Origin of the sequence: Catelliglobosispora koreensis DSM 44566 (assembly GCF_000379685.1) — a bacterium.
Classification (GTDB): domain Bacteria; phylum Actinomycetota; class Actinomycetes; order Mycobacteriales; family Micromonosporaceae; genus Catelliglobosispora; species Catelliglobosispora koreensis.
The window spans coordinates 486,040-504,937 of the sequence record NZ_KB903249.1; the positions used below are offsets into that span (position 1 = coordinate 486,040).

15 protein-coding genes are annotated in these 18,898 nt (G+C 63.5%); 8 read left to right on the forward strand and 7 right to left on the reverse strand.

The genetic code is table 11. The features are described 5' to 3' along the window. Positions 1-7: 7 nt before the first annotated feature. Positions 8-1,891 carry an FAD-dependent oxidoreductase gene (locus A3E1_RS0102325; protein WP_020519141.1) on the reverse strand — a complete coding sequence of 628 codons (1,884 nt, stop codon included), beginning with the start codon at positions 1,889-1,891 and terminating at the stop codon, positions 8-10. A gap of 104 nt (positions 1,892-1,995) precedes the next feature. On the opposite strand from A3E1_RS0102325, the gene A3E1_RS0102330 reads away from it, so the two are divergent. Continuing rightward, entirely contained in the window at positions 1,996-4,935 is a 2,940-nt protein-coding gene (locus A3E1_RS0102330) for a hypothetical protein (RefSeq protein ID WP_020519142.1), read from the forward strand. 42 nt (positions 4,936-4,977) lie between these two features. On the opposite strand, the gene A3E1_RS0102335 is transcribed toward A3E1_RS0102330, so the two are convergent. Continuing rightward, complete coding sequence (locus A3E1_RS0102335) at positions 4,978-6,435, reverse strand: S8 family peptidase (protein ID WP_040390319.1); 1,458 nt, start codon at positions 6,433-6,435, stop codon at positions 4,978-4,980. 189 nt (positions 6,436-6,624) lie between these two features. Between A3E1_RS0102335 and A3E1_RS38505 the strand changes: the two genes are divergently transcribed. The 6 genes from A3E1_RS38505 to A3E1_RS38515 all read left to right on the forward strand — a co-directional run bounded on the left by A3E1_RS38505 (position 6,625) and on the right by A3E1_RS38515 (position 15,365). Then, positions 6,625-7,566 (forward strand): LysR family transcriptional regulator, encoded by a 942-nt coding sequence (locus A3E1_RS38505; protein ID WP_020519144.1) that lies wholly within the window; start codon positions 6,625-6,627, stop codon positions 7,564-7,566. 148 nt (positions 7,567-7,714) lie between these two features. Further along, entirely contained in the window at positions 7,715-10,486 is a 2,772-nt protein-coding gene (locus A3E1_RS0102345; RefSeq protein WP_020519145.1) for a putative Ig domain-containing protein, read from the forward strand. Between the two features lie 41 nt (positions 10,487-10,527). After that, on the forward strand, positions 10,528-10,719 hold the full coding sequence (locus A3E1_RS46835; protein ID WP_157631262.1) for a hypothetical protein: 192 nt from the start codon (positions 10,528-10,530) through the stop codon (positions 10,717-10,719). Between the two features lie 475 nt (positions 10,720-11,194). Then, the gene (locus A3E1_RS0102360; RefSeq protein WP_085952204.1) at positions 11,195-12,421 is read left to right on the forward strand and encodes an RNA-guided endonuclease InsQ/TnpB family protein; all 1,227 of its coding nucleotides are present in this window, start codon (positions 11,195-11,197) and stop codon (positions 12,419-12,421) included. A gap of 133 nt (positions 12,422-12,554) precedes the next feature. Continuing rightward, positions 12,555-13,352 carry a glycosyltransferase family 2 protein gene (locus tag A3E1_RS44315; RefSeq protein WP_020519149.1) on the forward strand — a complete coding sequence of 266 codons (798 nt, stop codon included), beginning with the start codon at positions 12,555-12,557 and terminating at the stop codon, positions 13,350-13,352. Between the two features lie 33 nt (positions 13,353-13,385). Beyond that, complete coding sequence (locus A3E1_RS38515; protein WP_020519150.1) at positions 13,386-15,365, forward strand: discoidin domain-containing protein; 1,980 nt, start codon at positions 13,386-13,388, stop codon at positions 15,363-15,365. Here A3E1_RS38515 and A3E1_RS0102375 read toward each other — a convergent pair. Genes A3E1_RS0102375 through A3E1_RS48230 form a run of 3 tightly spaced genes read right to left on the reverse strand, consistent with a single transcriptional unit; the run spans position 15,362 to position 17,036 of the window. Continuing rightward, on the reverse strand, positions 15,362-16,423 hold the full coding sequence (locus tag A3E1_RS0102375; RefSeq protein ID WP_020519151.1) for an ATP-dependent DNA ligase: 1,062 nt from the start codon (positions 16,421-16,423) through the stop codon (positions 15,362-15,364). The genes A3E1_RS38515 and A3E1_RS0102375 overlap by 4 nt on opposite strands. Next, positions 16,420-16,776: a TetR family transcriptional regulator C-terminal domain-containing protein gene (locus A3E1_RS48225; RefSeq protein WP_245571058.1), complete on the reverse strand. Its 357-nt coding sequence runs from the start codon at positions 16,774-16,776 to the stop codon at positions 16,420-16,422. The genes A3E1_RS0102375 and A3E1_RS48225 overlap by 4 nt, the downstream gene beginning before the upstream one ends. After that, a complete protein-coding gene (locus A3E1_RS48230; RefSeq protein ID WP_245571059.1) occupies positions 16,755-17,036 on the reverse strand; it encodes a TetR/AcrR family transcriptional regulator in 282 nt (93 codons plus the stop codon). The genes A3E1_RS48225 and A3E1_RS48230 overlap by 22 nt, the downstream gene beginning before the upstream one ends. Positions 17,037-17,122: 86 nt before the next feature. Between A3E1_RS48230 and A3E1_RS47870 the strand changes: the two genes are divergently transcribed. Then, complete coding sequence (locus A3E1_RS47870) at positions 17,123-17,839, forward strand: GNAT family N-acetyltransferase (RefSeq protein WP_020519152.1); 717 nt, start codon at positions 17,123-17,125, stop codon at positions 17,837-17,839. Here A3E1_RS47870 and A3E1_RS0102390 read toward each other — a convergent pair. Together A3E1_RS0102390 and A3E1_RS0102395 are read right to left on the reverse strand one after the other, a co-directional pair. Then, positions 17,836-18,450 (reverse strand): hypothetical protein, encoded by a 615-nt coding sequence (locus A3E1_RS0102390; RefSeq protein ID WP_157631263.1) that lies wholly within the window; start codon positions 18,448-18,450, stop codon positions 17,836-17,838. The two genes, A3E1_RS47870 and A3E1_RS0102390, sit on opposite strands and share 4 nt — an antisense overlap. Before the next feature lie 13 nt (positions 18,451-18,463). Continuing rightward, entirely contained in the window at positions 18,464-18,844 is a 381-nt protein-coding gene (locus tag A3E1_RS0102395; protein WP_040390444.1) for a DUF6326 family protein, read from the reverse strand. Positions 18,845-18,898 lie beyond the last annotated feature (54 nt).

Genomic DNA, 18,898 nt, shown 5'->3' on the forward strand with positions numbered 1-18,898 from the left:
AGACACTTTAGGTAGAGATAGCTCTACCGTTGAGGGCACTCTCCAGCCGCTCCCAGCGCGTCACGAGGTCGGCCATCATCAGCATCATGACGTCGGGGAAGGCGTAGAGGAACGTCCGATAGCGATAGTGGTCCAGGTAGTAGACCTCAACGTCGCTCAGGGCCGTGACGGTCGTGGTGCGCGCGTTGAAGAACAGGTCATGTGCGCCGAGCAGAGCGCCGCGCGCCATGGTGACGCTGTCGTAGATGCCGCCAAAGTCGACGTTTACGTCTCCGGCTGAGATCAGGTAGATGCCGTGGGCCACATCGTCTTCACGGCAGATCGCCTCGCCTGGAGCGAAGGACAACTCGTCGAACATTGACGCGAGGGTTTCGAGCTCGGCATCCACCAGAGGCGCGAAAAGGCTGACCCCATAAGGATCGGCGCTATCACGCAGACAGGCCACCCGTTCTTTGAGGTCACGGTCGCTGATGTGTGTCATGCGCAGGCGGGCGAACCGTTTCATGCGGTCGATATCGCGGCGCTGACGGCGTGACGTCTCGGCGCTCGGCGGGGTGTAGAGCGACGTCTCGCCGCTGATCCGCGCGGCTTCCCGTAATCCGGACTCATAAGCGCTGTGGACACAACCCCAGTGGTACCCGTTGGTGGCTTCACCGGCGAAGAAGAGCCGGTCGTCCACCGGCTCGGCGAGCGTGGTGATGTCGGCCGGTGAAGCGTTGACACCGATGCAGGTGTAGGAACCGCGAGAGAACGGGTCGGCCGACCACGCCGTGCGCGAGATATGTTGCGGGGCAGGCGCTTGCGGGCCGAAGATGTCTTGAACCACGGTGGTGGCGTATTCGTGGACCAGCGAGTCGGGCCAGCTTTCCATCGCGCGGCCCAGCGATGCGCCCAGCAGCAGCACCAGAATCGGCTTGCCGTGCGACTTCCACATGCTGATGACGACAGTGGGGTACTGGTCGGTCTCCCGGCACAGGTAACCGAAGACGTATTGCTCCTGTGACCAGAAGGGTTCCGGGTAGTGCAGCGCGATTTTGTTGAGGGTGCCGAAGCCAAGGCGGGCGATCGCGGTTCGCTTGTCCTGCGGCAGGTCAGGCTCGAAGGTCACGGTGTTGGCTTTGAGAACGCCGAGTGGCAAGGTGACGAGCACTTTGCTGGCTTCGAACACGCCGCCGTTTGTCGTGACACGCACCAGCCCGCCGTCAGAGGAGATGTGGCTAACGACATGTCCCAGCTTGATGTCCAGGCCGCTGGCGAGCGCGTCCACGACGGACTGATAGCCGTGGTGCAGGATGCTGTCGCCGTAGCCGTAAACGAGATAGCCGTCTTCCCAGAATTTCAGCGACAGCTTGTCGGCGTCTTCAGCGACGTCGTCGCGCAGGATCATATTCAAGTGGTACCGAACGGCCTGTTCGTCTTCGGGACTGAAGGCACGGGCGGCGAAGATTTGCTGGATCGCCTCGGCGAGCGTGATGTCAGGATGCCCGCGTTTGCGGGCGATGTCGGCGCGTTGCTCGATCTCGTGCAGCAGGCTGTCGGCTAGCTGAAGCGTCCGGTCCTTTACGGCTTTGCCCGTGATCTGGCCACCCGCGCCGAACAGGTCCAGGTTGTCGAAGCCACCGGTGTAGGAACTGTCGCCGCCGATATAGCTGTAAGGGATTTCGAGGGTCTCGACGAGGTCGGTGATCGGATTGCCATCGGTGCCGTGGATCCAGTGCGCGCCCAGGTCAACGCCATGGTGGTCGGTCCAGATGCGACCGCCGATCCGGTCGCGTGCTTCCAGGATGGTGACGGGATGGCCGCGGTCGTGCAGGGCTCTTGCCGCGGCTAGTCCCGCGATCCCGGCTCCGATGACCAGCACACTTGGCAAATGCCCGCTTTCGTCCGTCATGTACGAATCGTACGAAGTTTGTGCGCCCGAGAACAGTCCCAGCTCGTCGCCTTGCCGACACCAAATTTGTGTTGGTGATGGCGGCCGGGCGGTCTCACATAGATATGACGATGCCGCTTTACCGCCGTTACTGGCGCGGGCCAGCCCTGGCCGCCGCCGTAATAGTCTTGATAGCCGCGCAGCCGGCCGCCGTGGCCCAAGCGGCCGCGAGCCTTTCGCTGAACCCAGCGAGCGCCCGCCCAGGCGCGCAGATCACCGCCACGGGAGCGGGATTCCCCACCTTCGGCGGCAACCAGATCAAGCTCGCCATTGGACAAACGGTGCTGACAACCGTCGCCTACCAGCCACCTGGGTTCACGGCGGTCTTCAGCGCTCCCAACCTGACCCCCGGCTTCCACACCGTGACCGCTTGTGTGGCGAACAATGGCGTGTGCTCGACCGCGCCCGGAACGTCGGCTCAGGCGCGGCTGCGCATCGAGCCACCGCCTACGCAGACGACACCGCCCCGCACTCCCGTGCCGCCGCCGCCTCCGGCCACCCCGGGTGACCTGCAGATCTCCCTGGACCCGCTGTGCTGCGATCCGCCAGCGCCGAGCAACCCGGTCAACCTGGCCGGACCGAAAAGCCCCACCCCTGGCCCGGCTATTCAGAACCCTGGGCCAGCCCCGGACTTCCCCGATCTTTACCTCCTGGGAGTTGAGGTCACCCAGAACATTCAGGACCTCAAGTCACAGATGCCGCTCGTGGCCGACCGCAAGACCTGGATCCGCGTGCACCCGCGAGCCAACGTAGGCAACTGGGCTCCGGTCGATGGGGCGATTCTGGTCAAACGCGGTGGCGAGCAAGAGATTCTCTACCCGGTCAACGGGCCGCTCAGCGTGGGCCTGACGACCGACCGCACCGAGACCGACTCCGCGCTCAACTTCGTGCTCGATCCGAAGTGGTATGCCGAAGGCAACCTGAGCGTCTCCGCGCTCGTGTGGGCCTATGGACCGTCCACACTGGACGATAAGGAACCCAACCCCGAGAACAACTTCATGAAGTTAAACGTCAACTTCAAGAACGCGAAAAAGCCGAACATCCACGTCGTCCCGCTCGACGATGGGGCTGGCCCGGGACCAAATCCCAGCCTCGCGTGGACGGTCAGTTCAGCGCAGTTCGTGTCCAACAACATTGTCCGCTACCACCCGCTGGCCGACACCAACCTCACGCTCTACCCGATTCCGCTCAGCCCCGCCACGGGCGGTGGCAACGGCGGGCTCGCCGCGATCTCCGCCTGGGATCTCTCCAGCGGCACCGGGCGCACGCAGCCACTGCAGAAACTGTTCTGGTATCACCAAGTGCTGAACCTGCCAGCCGATGAGCGCCTGTTCGGCATGTTCGACAGCTCTATTCCCAGCGGTGGCTACACCGGCTGGGCCAAGTCGAGCTTGAAGTCCGCGTGGACCATGCCTTCCGGGACGACCCCTTCGCACGAAGCTGGTCACCTCACCGGACTCGGGCATGTGGATTGTGTTGGCAGCGAGGAAGCCGGTGGGGCGCTGGACAAGACCCACCCCAACGCGGCACCCAACTGCTCCCTGGCACCGGTGAACGCCATGGGCTACTTCGGGATGACAGTCTTCGACACCCCGTTCAACATCTACAGCAACAACCCGTCGCACCCGAAGGCGGCGTTCCCGTTGATGAGTTACGCCAGCACCAAGTGGAACGACGCCTACCACTGGTGCCTGATGCTCACCTACTACGAGGTTCCTTGCTCGCCTGAGGGCATTGGCGTGCCGGGCAAACCGATTCCGAACCCGACGCGCAACACGGTCGACTGCGATGAGTCGGTGACCGGTCCTAACGGGATGGAGCTGAAGATCTGCCTCGCCGATCCCAGCACTCCCAACTACAACGAATACCCGACGATGCCAGCCACCAAGCTGAAAATGGCGATCCCAGCCAAACCTCAGGCATGGGTGCTCGTGACCGGCGTGCTCACCAAGGACGGCGGCACCATCACACAAGCCGCTCTGGTCGACAAGCTCGCACCGTCACTGGCGGCACTGGCCGCCGAAGAAGCCACCGGAAGCGGTGCGGTAGGCAAGAACGAGATCGCCGTGCGCGACAGTGCCGGAGCGGTCATCGCCCGCGTCAAGGTTGGCGAACTCGGCTCGGCTGACATGGTGCACCTGCACGGCGACAAGGGCACCGAAACGGCGGTCGGTGAATTCGCCAAGGTGATTCCCGTCGCCGGCCAAATCAGTGCGATCAGCCTGCTCTCCGACGGAAACGTCAAGTCGACGCGCAAGGTGAGCAACGCGGCTCCCGCGATCGGCGGCCTGGCCGTGAACACGGGCGCCGACGGCACCCGCATCACGTGGAACGTCAGCGATCCCGATGGTGACGCGGTGCGCTCGACGGTGTTGTGGAGTGCCGATGGCGTTCGCTGGCTGCCGGTCGCGCTGGACACCGACGTGACGTCTGTCCTTATTGGACCCGGCGTCGCCGTGCCGGGCGGCACGGCCGTCAAGGTGAAGGTCATCGCGAACGATGGCGTGCGCAACACCGAAACCGTGAGCACGCCTTTCGCTATGGCGGCCCGCAAGCCGCTGGTCAGTATTGGTGAGCTTCCGGATGGGTCGACGATCCCGCGCTACTTCCTGGGCGACCTGAGCGCGTTCGCGTTCGATCCCGAAGAAGGCGACCTGGCCGGATCGGCGATCTTGTGGAAGTCCAGCCTCGACGGCGACCTCGGCTCTGGCAGGACGCTGTCGTTGCGGCGGCTGTCGCTGGGCGAGCACACGATCACCGCTTCGGTGACGGACGGCTCCGGGGCCAACGGGATCGCCACGCTCAAACTGACCGTTGTTGATGGGGGTGCGGGCGCACTGCGTACCCAAGGAGCAGAACCTGATGCTGAACGGCGGCTCCTGGCCGGCGCGGCTGTTCCACCTGAGCACCTGTGGCTCTGGCTCGGGGCAGGCGGCGCCGCGGCGGTCGCGATCGCCGGCGTGGTCTGGTTCCTGATCCGCCGCAGGCGTTCCGTCATCGCCTGAGGAAGGCTGCCCGGCGGGAGGACCCCCGCCGGGCAGACCGCATTACTGAACCGCCGCTAGAGCGTCGACTTCACCGGCGCCGTAGAAGCCGTTGCGGTTACCACCGGTGCACGTGGCCTTGAACTGGTCAAGACCCGGGCGTGGGTCGTAAACGCCGGGCGGGCAAGGCAACGCGACACTGGTGCGCTCCAGGAACGAAGCCAGTGCGGCGGGCGTCAGGCCCGGGTGTGCCGAAAGTGCCAGCGCGGCAACGCCTGCGGCGTGCGGGCTGGCCATCGACGTTCCCTGTAGGTAGCCGTAGCCGTTGATGCCGGTCGCCGTGTTGTACGTGGTCGACAGGATCGCGTTAGCGGTGGTCGACACGGCCGGGTTCGGCTGGCGGGTGTCGCCACCCGGTGCCGCGACGTCCACGACAGCTTGCCCATAGGACGAGTAGTAGCTCTTGAGCCGCACCCGGCCGACGGCCGAAACCGTTACCACGCCGGGAGCTTCACCCGGCAGCACGACGCAAGCGTTGTTGATGAGCCGTTCTTCGACCGGAGCGCTGCCATCGTTGGGGCTGCCGTCGTCAATGAACTTGTGCTGCAAGTCCACATTGGAGTTTCCGGCTGACGCGATGTTCAGCACACCACGGCTTTGCGAGTAGCGGATGGCCCGCTGGACCGCCTGCCACACCGGCCGCTGGCGCGCGTCGTTGCGGCAGTTGAACTCCCACGGGTCGATGAAGTAGCTGTTGTTGGTGATTTGCATGCCGTTTTCGGCCGCCCAGATGAAGCCGCAAATGGCCGCCTCGGGGTAGATGAATCCGGCGTTGGTCACGACTTTGACCGACGCGACCTTGACACCCGGTGCGACACCGGCGACGCCGATGCCGTTGAGTGCCGCCGCGATGGTGCCGGCGACATGGGTGCCATGCGTTGAGGTGGTTGGATTCCACGCGGCTTCGTTCGTGTCGACCACTCCGCCGAGGCACGAGGCGCTCTTGGACTTGTCGATCTGAGTCGCGAGGTCCGGGTGAGAACTGGAGATGCCGGTGTCGAGCACGCCAACGACGACGTTGGAGCTGCCGGTCGTGATCGCGTGCGCCGCCTCAAGGTTGATTTGCGGCATGTTCCATTGCAGACCCCAAAGTGGCTCACCGGCTGGGTTTCCGGTGGCTTGCCCGATGGGAGCGTCGACCGTCTCCATGACCTCTTCCTCGTCGAGCCGGGTGCGCAGGCTCGCCGTGGACGCGACCGCTTCAACGCCGCTGCCGGCGACATCGGTCTCGAAGGACAGGCTGGTGGACTGGACGACCAGCACGCCAATTTGCGGGTAGCTGGCCACGATGGTGCCGCCTGCTGAGGCGACCCGATCCGCGGCCTGGCCGACCGCGTGGCCTTGAGGCGCGACCACCAGGTAGGTCGTGTTTGGACCGGTTGCCGCTGCGGGAACGGAACCGACGGCGGTAGCCGCGAGCCCCATCGCGAGAGCGGTAACCGTGATACGCCTGAATCTCATGTGGTGGACACTAGGTGGCCGTCCGGTCACCCACAATCATCAAAGCCGATGGAAGTGGCGGCGTCGCTTCTCTAGGCGGACGCCGCCTCTTCGCCGGGGGGGATGGATGGGATGGATGACTCCGTGTCATAACAGCATCAGCCAGGCAAAGGCCATCCGTCTTATCCCAATAGGGCATAACATTCGTGTATGCAGGACCTGGACCTTCGGCACCTGCGCGTTATATGCACGATCGCCGACTCGGGAAGCCTCAGCAAAGCCGCCGTCACCCTGGGCATTTCCCAGCCGGCGCTTACCGCCATGTTGCGCCGCATCGAACAGCGTGTCGGCGGTGTCCTTTTCGCCCGCGGCACCCACGGCGTCCAGCCAACCGACCTCGGGCAGTTCGTGCTCGGGGGAGCGAGGGCCGTCCTGGCCGAGATGGACAGCCTCGCCGAGGGCACCGCGCAACGGTTGCGGGACACATCGCGGATCCGGGTCATCGGCTATTCCGGGCCACTGCTCATGGCCTTCGCACAACTTTTCGGCAACCCAGAGGTGCTCGCTGAGGATTCGACGAGCGCTATCTGCCAGAAGGTGATTGAAGGTTATGACTTCGGGCTAACGATCCGTTTTGGATCCTTTGCCGCCCCGATCCCGAAGGCATTGCACGCCAAGCAAATCATCGACGAACCCGCCTACATTGGGCTGTCCGTGAGCGATCCGCTGGCCAACTCGCCACAGGTTTTGCTGACCGACCTGGCCGATTCAGACTGGATCGTGCCGCCCGTGCTCGACGACGGCGAACACCTTGCCCTGTTTCGCGTGTGCGCTGAGGCTGGCTTCACGCCACGGGTAAAGAATCAGTCCCCTGGGTCCGGCATGATCCGTGAGATGGTCGCCGCCGGAGGTGTGGCGCTCTTTCAGCCCTTGGCCCGCCGCGATGACCCGCGCATCATCATCCGCCCACTGCGCGACAATCCGTTGCGGGTGCAGCGGCACCTCGTCTGGCGGTCCGGCACACCCCGCGCCGCGGAGGCATACACAGCCGCGGTCAACGCCTATCTCGAACTCCTGTCAGCACTTCCCGCCGACGCCCGCGCCGATGTGCAGGCCGGCATCCGCCTAGGCGACGACCCCGCAAGTGCATGACTCACTCATCTTTTGTCCACAAACGACGAGCCGCGGCGGGCGGTTAGCCGGCTGAGCTAGGCCTTACGGCGAAATCGCTGGCGGATCAACGGATATATGTCCCCTCCTTGTGCCCGTACTACTGTTGTCTATGTCGAGGCAGACAAGCATGGGCAGTGCGGTCACCGCGCTAGTGCTTCTGGTTTTCACCGCGGTAACGAACACCGCCTCAGCTTCCGGGCCTCGGTCTAACGCCACCTACGTGGCATTGGGTGACTCCTATGCGGCAGGGGAAGGGCTCGATCCCTTCGAAAGCGGAACCCAGGAAAACGATGGCGCGCAGAAGAACACCTGCCGCCGTTCGCGAACTGACGCCTACGCCACACAGCGACAGGACGGGACCTTCCGCGTGCGTCCCGGCGTGCTCGCGGCAAACCGTGGGTTTTGGGCGTGTTCAGGTGCGACTACCGAGACGATGACCTTGGATGTTGGCCAGCTGCCCTCGAGCGACGGAAGGTATCAGCACTCGCAGCCGCGCCAGGTTTCCGACACGGTCGGCGCCGACACCAAGTGGATCACCATCTCGGCGGGTGGTAACGATGCCTACTTCGGGGACTTGGGCAAGGCGTGTGCCATGGGGTACAAACCGTTCACCGGCAAGGTGTGGCGACCGCCGGGCGAGCCGGGCTGCGCGGAACGCCTCGAGCGCTCGAACGCCAAGCTAACTCCGCCCGGCAGTAGTGAGCTCGACCTCGCGCTGCACGACGTTTACCGTGACCTGCTGAACAAGGCGCCCAACGCCCACCTCGTGGTGGTCGGATACCCCAAGGTCTTTCCCGACACCTTCGAACAGGGTCTCTCGCTGGCTGGGCTTACCGTCGAGCAGCGTACCTATCTCGGCTTGCCCGGATCCGCGGCGATGCTATGCCGCACCAACGGTCGTGTTCTGAGCTATTGGGCGGGCGTCGCCGATGTGTATGCGACGGAACTGAGCGCCTTCATTCAGCGGCTAAACCTCGCGGCGCTGCGCCAGGTGTCGGCCCTGGCCAATGATGGCTTCGCTGGCCGGATCTCCTTCGCCAACACTTGGGACGCCTCTGTGCCACACAATTGTTCCGGTGACACGCCTGGGGTTTCGGTTAACGGCGTGCTGTTGAGCATCTTCCGTGGTGTTGGCCCCAAGAAGTTAGTTTCCACCGCGACGTTTCACCCTAATCGCGGTGGGCAGACCATGATGGCGGCCCAAGTCGAAGCCGCGTTCCAGGGTGCGTTGACTAGCCTTGGCAGCACCTGGCAGATCGAAGGTGAAGTCGGCCAAGAGCTTGCACCGCAACCACTGCACTACTCAGGTGGGCAGGGACAGGTTGTCGCCACCGTCACTGCGGACTCAACGGTGCCAAGCTGGCTATCTCTTTCAGCAGACCAGGGCGCGGTGACCCTGGGAGGCACGCCGGATCAGCCGGGCTCCTGGAACTTCTCGATCCTGTTGCAGGACACGGCGAATCACAGCCTTACGATGCCGGTCAGGCTGACTGTCGCCCCGTCCACGACCCCACCGCCGAGCGGGCTCGGCACGGTGGTCGCTGATCTCGGTCTCAACAGCTACGGCTTGCAACTGAGTCCACAAGGGACACTGTTTTCCTACTACCCCCAGCCTAGCGAGAACTCGACCTGCGATCTGAGGGTGCACGACACTGCCAGCGGCGCCGATCACCTTGTCGAAGCCGGCCTTTCCTGCGGCTCCGGTGTCAACGATTCGCGATGGTCAGCGACCGGCAACGCGTTGCTGTTCGCCCGAGACAGTTTCACTGCCAGGCAACTGCTCGTGTGGGACGCGGCGACACATGCCGTGACACAGATCGCCCCGAATGTCACGCATCCTTGCTGTGGCTCGCTGTCCAACGTGAAGATCTCAGCCGACGGACGCTATGTCTTCTTCTTCGGCTATGACGGTCCGGCCGGGCATGCGAATTATCTCCACGACCGGCAGACAGGAGTTTCCATTCCGCTGTCCAATAGCAACGGTGGCGTCAATGTCACGGCATGGGCGCCATTCGGGCACCGGATGTTCGGCATGCAAACGGATGGCCAAGGAAACACGGTGCGTCTGTGCACAGGTCTGGCGACGACGTGCGACCAGACCTTATGGTCCGGCTCGCAGGATTTCTACGTTTCGCCAGTTCTCTATCCCTGGTCGTCTGATCAAACGCGGATCCCAGTGGGCGTGGCGGAAGGACGCCTGGTGCTGTTCAACGCCGCGACGGGCAGCACAACACAGGTGCCGCAGCACGCGGATACCTTCCTGGCCTGGAATCCAGCGCAGGATGCGCTGATCACGTTAGGTGACTTCACTCCTGAGGGCAGGACTATCTACCGCTGGCCGCTCGGCAGCCCTACCGCGATTCCGATCGGTCTCGTGCCGCCTGGCCTTCAGGCATTGCCCTCGCCGGACGGCTCGTCCATTTTGATCCATTCCTATGGACAGCCGACGACGAAGCTCAATACGGCCACCGGCCAGGTCACAACCACCACTATTCCCGCTATCGCGGAGTCGCTGCGCTGGAGCAGTGACGGCACCTATGCCTTCGCGCGTACCACCGGCTGGCCCAACCGTGCCTTGGTGGTGTGGCGTCCAGACACCAACGCGATTGCGACCGTCACCTCAGAGGGCCGGTGCATCTACACCTTCGGGTCCACGAGTATGGGCCGGTATGTCTTGGCCATCGCCTCCCCGATATGTGGCCAGGAACCACCGTATGGCAGCTACGTCTTTATCGATCTGGCTACGAACGCCGTCATTGGAGACCTCACAACGATCTCCCTCAGGCAACGCATTGACAGTTCGCCCTGGTCAAGCTCCACCGGGATCGCGTTTGTCTACGACCAGGACTTCGGTGCGAACAAGTGGAAGCTGCTCCTGGTCAAGCCGAGAACGTCCTGAGTGGACAGACGCAACTAGCGCCCTCTTGCTAGCCTGCCACCGTGATCGCTGAAGGCATGTTCTTCTTCTGGATCGTCATGATCCTGGTGAGTTTGTTCGCCCAGTATTGGATCATCCGGCTGGCAGTGCGTGGCGGGGTTGAGGACGCGGAGAGGCGGCGGCTGGCGAAAATAGCCGAGCTGCAGTTTTGGGATGAGGTCGAGGCTAAGCGCCGGGCGGCTGACGCCGACTAGTCGTCGGTGCGGCGAGCGGCCTTCTTCGTCTTCTTGTCAGCGCGTTTTTCCTTGAGCGTCTTGCCGGCCTTCTTGGAACCGTTCTTCTGCGGGGACTTTTCGGCCATGACGAATCCAATCGGCAGGGAAGCCCTGATGGCCGGACGGCTACCGGAGCGCCTGAGAGCCTCAGCCTACCCCGAACCGCCCGATTCACGCGGCCTCTAATGGAACGGATGGCAGCATGGTGTCCTTCGGAGCGATCGTTAAGACGCACGCGCTAGGGCCTCTAGTTCATTGGCAGATGTACACGGTTGTTCTCGCCGGTTGAAATCGAAAGGCGGCATATCGCGGCATGATTTCTTTCATCGGGGGCACGCACCCATCACTGAATACCTGGTGCCGAGACTTGGCAGGCAAAGACCAAATGTGCATCCACAGTGTGCCGGTGCGTACGTCGTCAAACTTGGCCATAAACCATTGTTAAACTTTGGCTGTGCATTTGCGGTACTACTACCGGATCTATCCGACGCCTGTTCAACGTGATCGCCTGGCGAGGGCCTTCGGATGTGCCCGGGTGGCGTTCAACGATGGCCTCCGTGCACGTCAGCAGGCACACGAGGCCGGACTGCCTTATATCTCTGATGGTGCGCTGTCCAAAGCATTGACCGAGGCGAAGCAGAGTCCAGCGCAGGCATGGCTGGGCGAAGTTTCCGCCGTGGTGCTGCAACAGGCGCTGGCGGACTTGAACGTGGCCTACCGCAACTTCTTCAAATCAATGACAGGGAAACATAAGGGGCGCAACATCGCCCCGCCTAGGTTCCGGTCACGCAAGGACAATCGGCAGGCAATCAGGTTTACCAGCAATGCGCGATTCAAGGTGCTCGACAACGGCCGACTGCGCTTGCCGAAGATCGGTGACGTGGAGGTTGTGTGGTCACGACCGCTACCGTGTGCTGCGTCGTCCGTTACGGTGATCGCGGACGCAGCGGGGCGCTATCTTGTGTCGTTCGTGGTGGACGTAGACACAAAACCCCTGCCACCGCGCGATTCAGACGTGGGTATCGACCTCGGGCTGGTCCATTTCGTCGTTCTGTCGAACGGCACCAAGGTCGCAAGTCCGAGGTTCCTGAGGCGCGCCGCACACAAATTACGCAAAGCACAGCAGAATTTGGCACGAAAGACCAAGGGCAGCAACAATCGTAAGAAAGCCCGGCGCGCAGTTGCCAAGGCTCACGCCCGAGTTGCCGACACACGCAGAGACTGGCTACACAAACTGTCCACCACGATAATCCGCGATAACCAAGCGGTATATCTGGAAGACCTTTGCGTGGCCGGACTTGGGCGGACCCGGATGGCGAAATCGGTATATGACGCAGGTTGGGCTATGTTCGTGAACATGCTGGAGTACAAGGCTGCCCGTGCCGGGTGCACACTGGCCAAAGTGGACAGGTTCTTCCCGTCCACGCGCACATGTTCGGCATGTGGTCGGTTGGGCGAGAAGTTGCCGCTGTCGGTGCGGGAGTGGGTGTGCCCATGCGGCGTATCTCATGACCGGGATATCAACGCGGCGTTAAACGTTAGGGCCGCCGGACGGGCGGACCTCAACGACCGTGGAGCGCAGGTAAGACCAGTAGTGATGCTGGCGCAGCGCGGTGAAGCGGTAATCCACCCAGACGCGGTGTGTTACACACGCAGCGTGGAGGGAATCTCCGTCCTTTAGAGCGGAGAGAACGTCAAGATGCGGGAACCGCCTAAGCCAAGGCATACCCTCCGGTAGGCACCACACGCGACGGTCCATGCCGGGCTGTCGCGACCCTGGCCGCTTCAAGCGGCACGACGGAAGGTGCCATCTTTTGTTTACGTTTGTCATCCCCGCGCACAACGAACAAGACACGGTCGCGACCGTGGTCGCTCAAGCTTTGCAGGCATGCCATCCAGGTGACCGTGTCCTGGTTGTGGACAGTGCCTCGACCGACGGAACGGGTGGGAAAGCGGCAGCGGCCGGTGCCGAGGTCCTCGTTGGCCCGCTGGGCAAAGGCGCGGCCATGAACGCGGCGCTGGGAGTCGTTGATACGCCGTGGGTGTGCTTCCTCGACGCCGATCTTGGCTCTTCGCGTGCCAATGTGCCCGCGTTACTGCGGGCCGCGGCGGTGGGCGGCACGGCTGATCACGTCGCGGGGGACTGGGAATATGACGACCCTGGCACGATTCTGAGCAACACTTTTACCCTCTATGAGCCGTTGGTGACCCGGTTCTTTCCGGAAGTCGCGGGCAAGCTGGGCGCCAATTCGCTGACCGGTTACCGGGCGGTGCGCCGCAGTTATCTGAATACGTTGCTGCCCAACGACTTCGGGGTGGAAGCGCACATCAACATCACCGTTGGGTTAGCGGGCGGCACCATAGCGGTCCAGCACCTGGGTGTGATCGCCAGCCGGTTCCGGTACAAGCCGGCGATGGGCACGGAGATCGCCGCCGCGGTGCTTCGGCTCGCCATGTCGAGCGGGCGTCTCGATCCACTGGACCGTCCGCTGTGGAACGACTGGGTCAGCGAAGGCGCGGCCACGATCGCCGGAATCGACGAGGCGGGTGGCCGGTCACGGGCGCTGGCCAGTTTGTTCACAGCTATTCGCCGTCCTATGCCGACGTATTGACCCATTCACATTTGGAAACTAGTTTAACTGTTTATGAAGTTTCTCGTTGTGGTGCCGGTGGTGCTTCTCGCTGTCGCAGGTTCGGCCGCGGTCAATCCAGCTCAAGCCGCGGTCAGTTTGGCCGCGGTGGCTCCCGTCAAGGCGGCTGCCCGCCTCGCGACAGCTAGCACCGACGACGGAAACGTCCCGCGCAATGTGCTCGACAGCAACCTGTCCAGCCGCTGGTCGGCCCTTGGCGACGGTCAGTGGCTGACCGTCGACATCGGAACGGTGCAGACCGTCAACCTCGTGCGGATCGCCTTCTACAGCGGCGACACCCGCCGGTCCACCTTCGAGCTCCGCACCTCAACGAACGGCACCACCTGGACGACGGTCTGGTCCGGACAGAGCAGTGGCACCACCACCGGTCACGAGACGTTCGCCATCGCGGCGACTTCGGCTCGCTACGTGCGTTACGTCGGTCATGGCAACTCGGCCAACCTGTGGAACAGCCTCACCGAAGTCGAGGTTCACATCGCCGCCGTGACGAGTGCGCGCCTGGCGCTCGGCACGGATGGGCGGCTGCAATACTTCCCGCACACGAATGGCGACCGCATTCCTGACTTTTCCCGTGCGGGTTACGGCGGCGGGGGAGTCTCGCTACCAACACTTCAAGTGCGCCAAACCATTTCAGCTGGTACTGGAGACGACGGCGCCCGCATCCAGTCGGCACTAGACGCCGTCGGTGCCCTGACCCCTGACAGCAACGGTTTTCGTGGCGCTGTGCTGCTCAACCCCGGCAGTTACGAGGTTTCGGGGACGCTGACACTGAGCAAGAGTGGGGTCGTGTTGCGCGGCTCAACAGGAACCGTGATCACGGCTAGCGGAACGAGTACCCGCAATCTCATTGAAGTCAAAGGAAGCGGCAGCCGCAGCGAGGTTTCCGGATCTCGCCAGCGGATCACCACGTCCTATGTTCCCGTTGGCGCGCATACGTTCACCGTCGCCAACGGCGCGGGCTTCAGGGCCGGCGATGACGTGGTGGTCGTGCGCACCCCGAACCAGGAGTGGATTGACGCCAGCGGAACGGATGCGTGCAGCACCAAGGGAACGTCTTATGACACGTCCGATGTGGACGGTTCGACGTGCTTGTCAACGACGGCATGGACTCCCTCGGCGCGGACGATCCATTATGAGCGCAAGGTAACCGCTGTGAGCGGAAACCAGGTCACCATCGACTCGCCGGTGGTGGAGGCGATGCAGTCCCAGTTTGGCGGCGGCGCGCTTTACAAATACACGTTCAGTGGACGCATCCAGCATGTCGGCGTGGAGAATCTGCGCGCCGAGTCCAGCTTCGCCTCCGCGACCGATGAGGCGCATGCCAGCTGGATGGTGGCGTTGACCAACGTGCAGAACGCGTGGCTGCGCAACCTCACCTCGCTCCACTTTGTGCAGGGCACCATGCGGGCCGGCACCGGGGTCAAGAACCTTACCGTCACCGACAGCGCGTCTCTGGATCACAAGTCGCAGATCACGGGCGGCCGGCGTTACCCGTTTGACCTGGAGGGCGCCTCGCATGTGCTTGTCATGCGCAGCTTCGCGCAGACCGGGCGGCATGACTTTGTCACCGGCGCTAACAGCCCTGGCCCCAACGTGTTCCTCGACAGCCGTGCCGAGCAGTCCTACTCCGAGTTGGGCCCGCACCACCGCTGGGGCACCGGCACGCTGTTCGACAACATCGTGCACCAGTCCAGTAGCGGGTCGCAGCAGATCGGCGCCTACAACCGCGGCAACTCCGGCACGGGTCACGGCTGGTCCGGCGGATATCAGGTGTTCTACAACTGCCTGGGTGACAAGTTCAAGGTGGCCAATCCACCGAACGCGCGCAACTGGGTGATCGGGTGCCGTGGTCCAGCGCGGGAAGGCAACGGCGAGTTTGACTCCTTCGGCACACCGGCCGGGCCGTGGAGCCTGTATTTGCAACAGCTTCAGGACCGGCTTGGCGTCACCGCGTTGCGCAACATCGGCTACTAGAGTCCGCTGAGGACGGTGCTGAGGTCTCGGTTGAGGGGCCGCTCAAGCTGTTCGAAGGTGCATGACTGCGGGGCCCGGTCGGGACGCCAGCGGGAAAACTGCGCCGTGTGCCGGAAACGGTTGCCCTCCATATAGTCGTAGCGAACCTCGACGACCCGTTCTGGCCGCAGTGGCGTGAAAGACAGGTCCTTGCCTGCGTTCCAGCGCGATCCACCGGACCAGCGTTTGTCGGGCACGTTTTCGGCGAGCTTAGCCCAGTTCCATGGGTGGTCTTCAAACGTGGTGACCAAAGGCTGAAGCTCCTCGAACAGGCGCAGCCGTTCGCTCATCGGCAGCGCGCCGATCACGCCTATCGAGGCGAGCGTGCCGTCGTCGTTGTAGAGCCCGAGCAACAGGGAGCCGATCGCGTTGGCCCCGCTCTTGTGCGGGCGGTAGCCGGCGACGACACAGTCAGCCGTGCGCTCGTGCTTGATTTTGAACATGGTCCGCTTGTCCGGGACGTACAAACCGTCGAGTGGCTTGGCGATGATGCCGTCGAGGCCGGCGCCTTCGAAGTCGTGAAACCATTGGCGGGCAAGCACAGGGTCGGTCGTGGCCGGGGTGATGTGCACGGGCGGTTTCGCGGCCGCGAGCGCTTCCTCCAGCAGCGCCCGGCGCCGCGCGAACGGCTGTGCCGTCAGGTCCTCGTCGCCGAGGGCCAGCAGGTCGAAGGCGACGAACGCGGCTGGTGTCTGCTCGGACAGCAACGTGACGCGTGACTTGGCCGGATGCAGGCGCAGTTGCAGTGCTTCGAAGTCGAGCTTTCCTTCGCGTACCAGGATGATCTCGCCGTCAACGGCACATCTGACCGGCAACTCCGCTAAGAACGCGGTGACGAGCTCCGGGAAATACCGCGTCATCGGCCGCTCGTTGCGGCTGCCGATCTCGATCTCGTCGCCGTCCCGGAACACGATCGAACGGAATCCGTCCCACTTAGGCTCGTAGGAGCAGTCGTCAGGAAACCCGGACACCGGTTTGGCGAGCATCGGCGAGACCGGCGGCATGACAGGCAGCTTCACCCTGCCATTGTGCCCGCCTGCGCGGGTGGCCGTGTGGTGAGTTGGGCCAGATGGGTGTCGAGCAGGCTGATCTGGGTCTCGGGTGGGAAGGCCGCGGGGGCAAAGAGCGCTTGCACGATGAGTCCCAGAGCGAAGGACTGGACGGACGCGGCGGCACTGTCCGGATTGGAGGGTGGCAGCTCGCCTAACCGTTGCGCGGCTTGGATGTGCTGACGAAGACGTTCCCTTGAGTGCGCGTAGCGCAGGCCATGCTGGTGGGACAGTTCGGCATCGGCGAGGGCGGCGTCCCAGGAGCTGACCCAAATGCGGTTGCTGGCAGCCGCTTGCGGTGTCAGCGGGAGGATGCCGAGCAAGGCCGCGCGCAGGGCGGCGAGCCCTTCGGGGCATCGGGCCGGGGGCGGGCCGCTCTGCGTTCGCCGAGCAACTGCAGCGCGTATTCCACGAGGTCCCGTTTGCTTGGGAAGTAGTGCGTGACCAGGCCTGTCGTCGCGCCCATCTCGGTGGCGACCGCGCGCAGGGTCAGGCCGGTGAAGCCGTGCTCAGCGAGCACGCGCCAGACCGCTCCAGAAACGTCCCGGCGGCGGGCTTCGTGATCTCCCTTGCTGCGTGGCATGCGGACAGGATACATTCGCACAACATCTGTTATGTGAATGTGAGGCCCGATGTTCGCCAACCCACTGCGAGAAAACGCCCAACTGCGTGCTCTTGAGCCGTGGCACGCCGAAGAATTCCCGAATCGGCTGCTGGCTCGAACCCTCGGCGGAAGGCAAAAGGCTGTTCGTCCAGGTAGTGCGGGCGATGCTGGACTGGGCTTTCCGCGTGCGCGGGCTCGCGCACGCCCAGTGGCGCACCCAGCCCGCCAACGAGCGCAGCAGCAATGTCGCGAAGAAACTGGGCATGACGCTCGACGGCACGCTACGGCAGAGTTTCCCCAGACCCGTCGGTAGCGGCCGGGGTGACCTTCAGATCTGGTCACTCCTAGCTTCCGAATGGCTTGAGCCCGCTGTGAAAGCGCCTGGCACCAAGGCACAGCTCGATGAGCTCACGCACGCGTTCCTTGGCGCCTTCACCAACACCAAGGGCAGGCGTCCCAACGTTGGCGTGATCTGGGAACTGTTCATTCCACAGGGGATGATCGTCAAGAACGTGGGCGCGGATCCAGTTGTCTACGACGTGGAGGCATTCATCGAACCGCGGGAGAAAATCCTCACCGACGGGACGTTGACGGAATTCTCCGAATGGGAAGTCTCCGAGCGCACCGAGATCTTCGGCTCCATCGCGCACCGGTTCAGTGAATACCGCAAGTCCGGATTCCTTGACGGCACCTGGTTTGAAGGATCCGGGCGCAAGACGACCCAATTCGTCTTAACGCCGTCTGGCTGGAAGATGAGCTCGATGGCCTGGGACGACGTCTAGCGTACGAGGCGGCCGATAACGAGCAGCACGAAGGGGATCGCGCCCAGCGCCCAGCCGGCGATCGCGGTGATCACCAGTGCCCTGCTTAACAGTGGCGCCGGCTTGCGTTGCTCCTGCCTGGGCGCGCTGGCGTGCGCTTCGAGCGGACCGGCTGACACCTCATCAGGGGTGTAAAGCCCACCGGCGCAAGCCATCGCGGCAAACGGTATGAGCACGAAGACAAGCCAAGCGGCGTAAGCGCCGGCTGACCCTCCGCCGCGGCCGCCGGAAAGCGTCGCGGAAATTGACGGAGTCACCAGCCAGGCCAGCACCGCCATAGCCGCGCCATAGGCCAAAACGATGGCGGCGTTGCCCCAAGCCCGGCTTGGCCGCCGGCCGCGATCGCGTGCGGTGATGGCGTGAAGCGTTGTGCCAACCGGGACCGCGATCGCGAACAGAGTGAACATGACGAACCCGGTTTCCAGCAAGTGCCTGCGCACCGACCGCAGGGAGGCGACCTGATGCGACAGGTCCTCAAGCCAGATCGCGCCCGCGACACTAACGCTCGCGGTGAGCAGGGTTAGAACAAGGCGAAGGATGCGGCCGTGCTTAGCCACCGAGGGGTCGATCACGGCCGACATCGTATTACCCGGCGTCGCGCCATCTCCACGCGAGCCACACGATGAAGCAAGTGGTGGCGATTTCGATGACGCTGAAGAAGACGTAGTACATGGTTGGCGTGCCAAGGAACAATGTGGCCGACTGAACGGCGGTCATGACGGCGCCGGCCGCGATGTTAAGCCGCCGGCTCGTGCGGGGCTTGGTGAGTCTAGATAGGACAATCATCCAGATCGGGATCTGCATCAACGCTGAGGCGCCGAGCAGGAATCCCTCGGTGATCTGAAGGCCGTCGACTTCACCGGTCAGGTACTGCCGCAATAGTGCCGAATCCATTAGGCCGACGATGTCGCAGTACAAATAGTTGAACATGACAAAAATCCACAGGGTGGAAAGTTTGGCTCCCATGTCCTGAAACGTAGGCACGGCACCGCCGGCGGACATCCCGCCGCGGAGCGAACC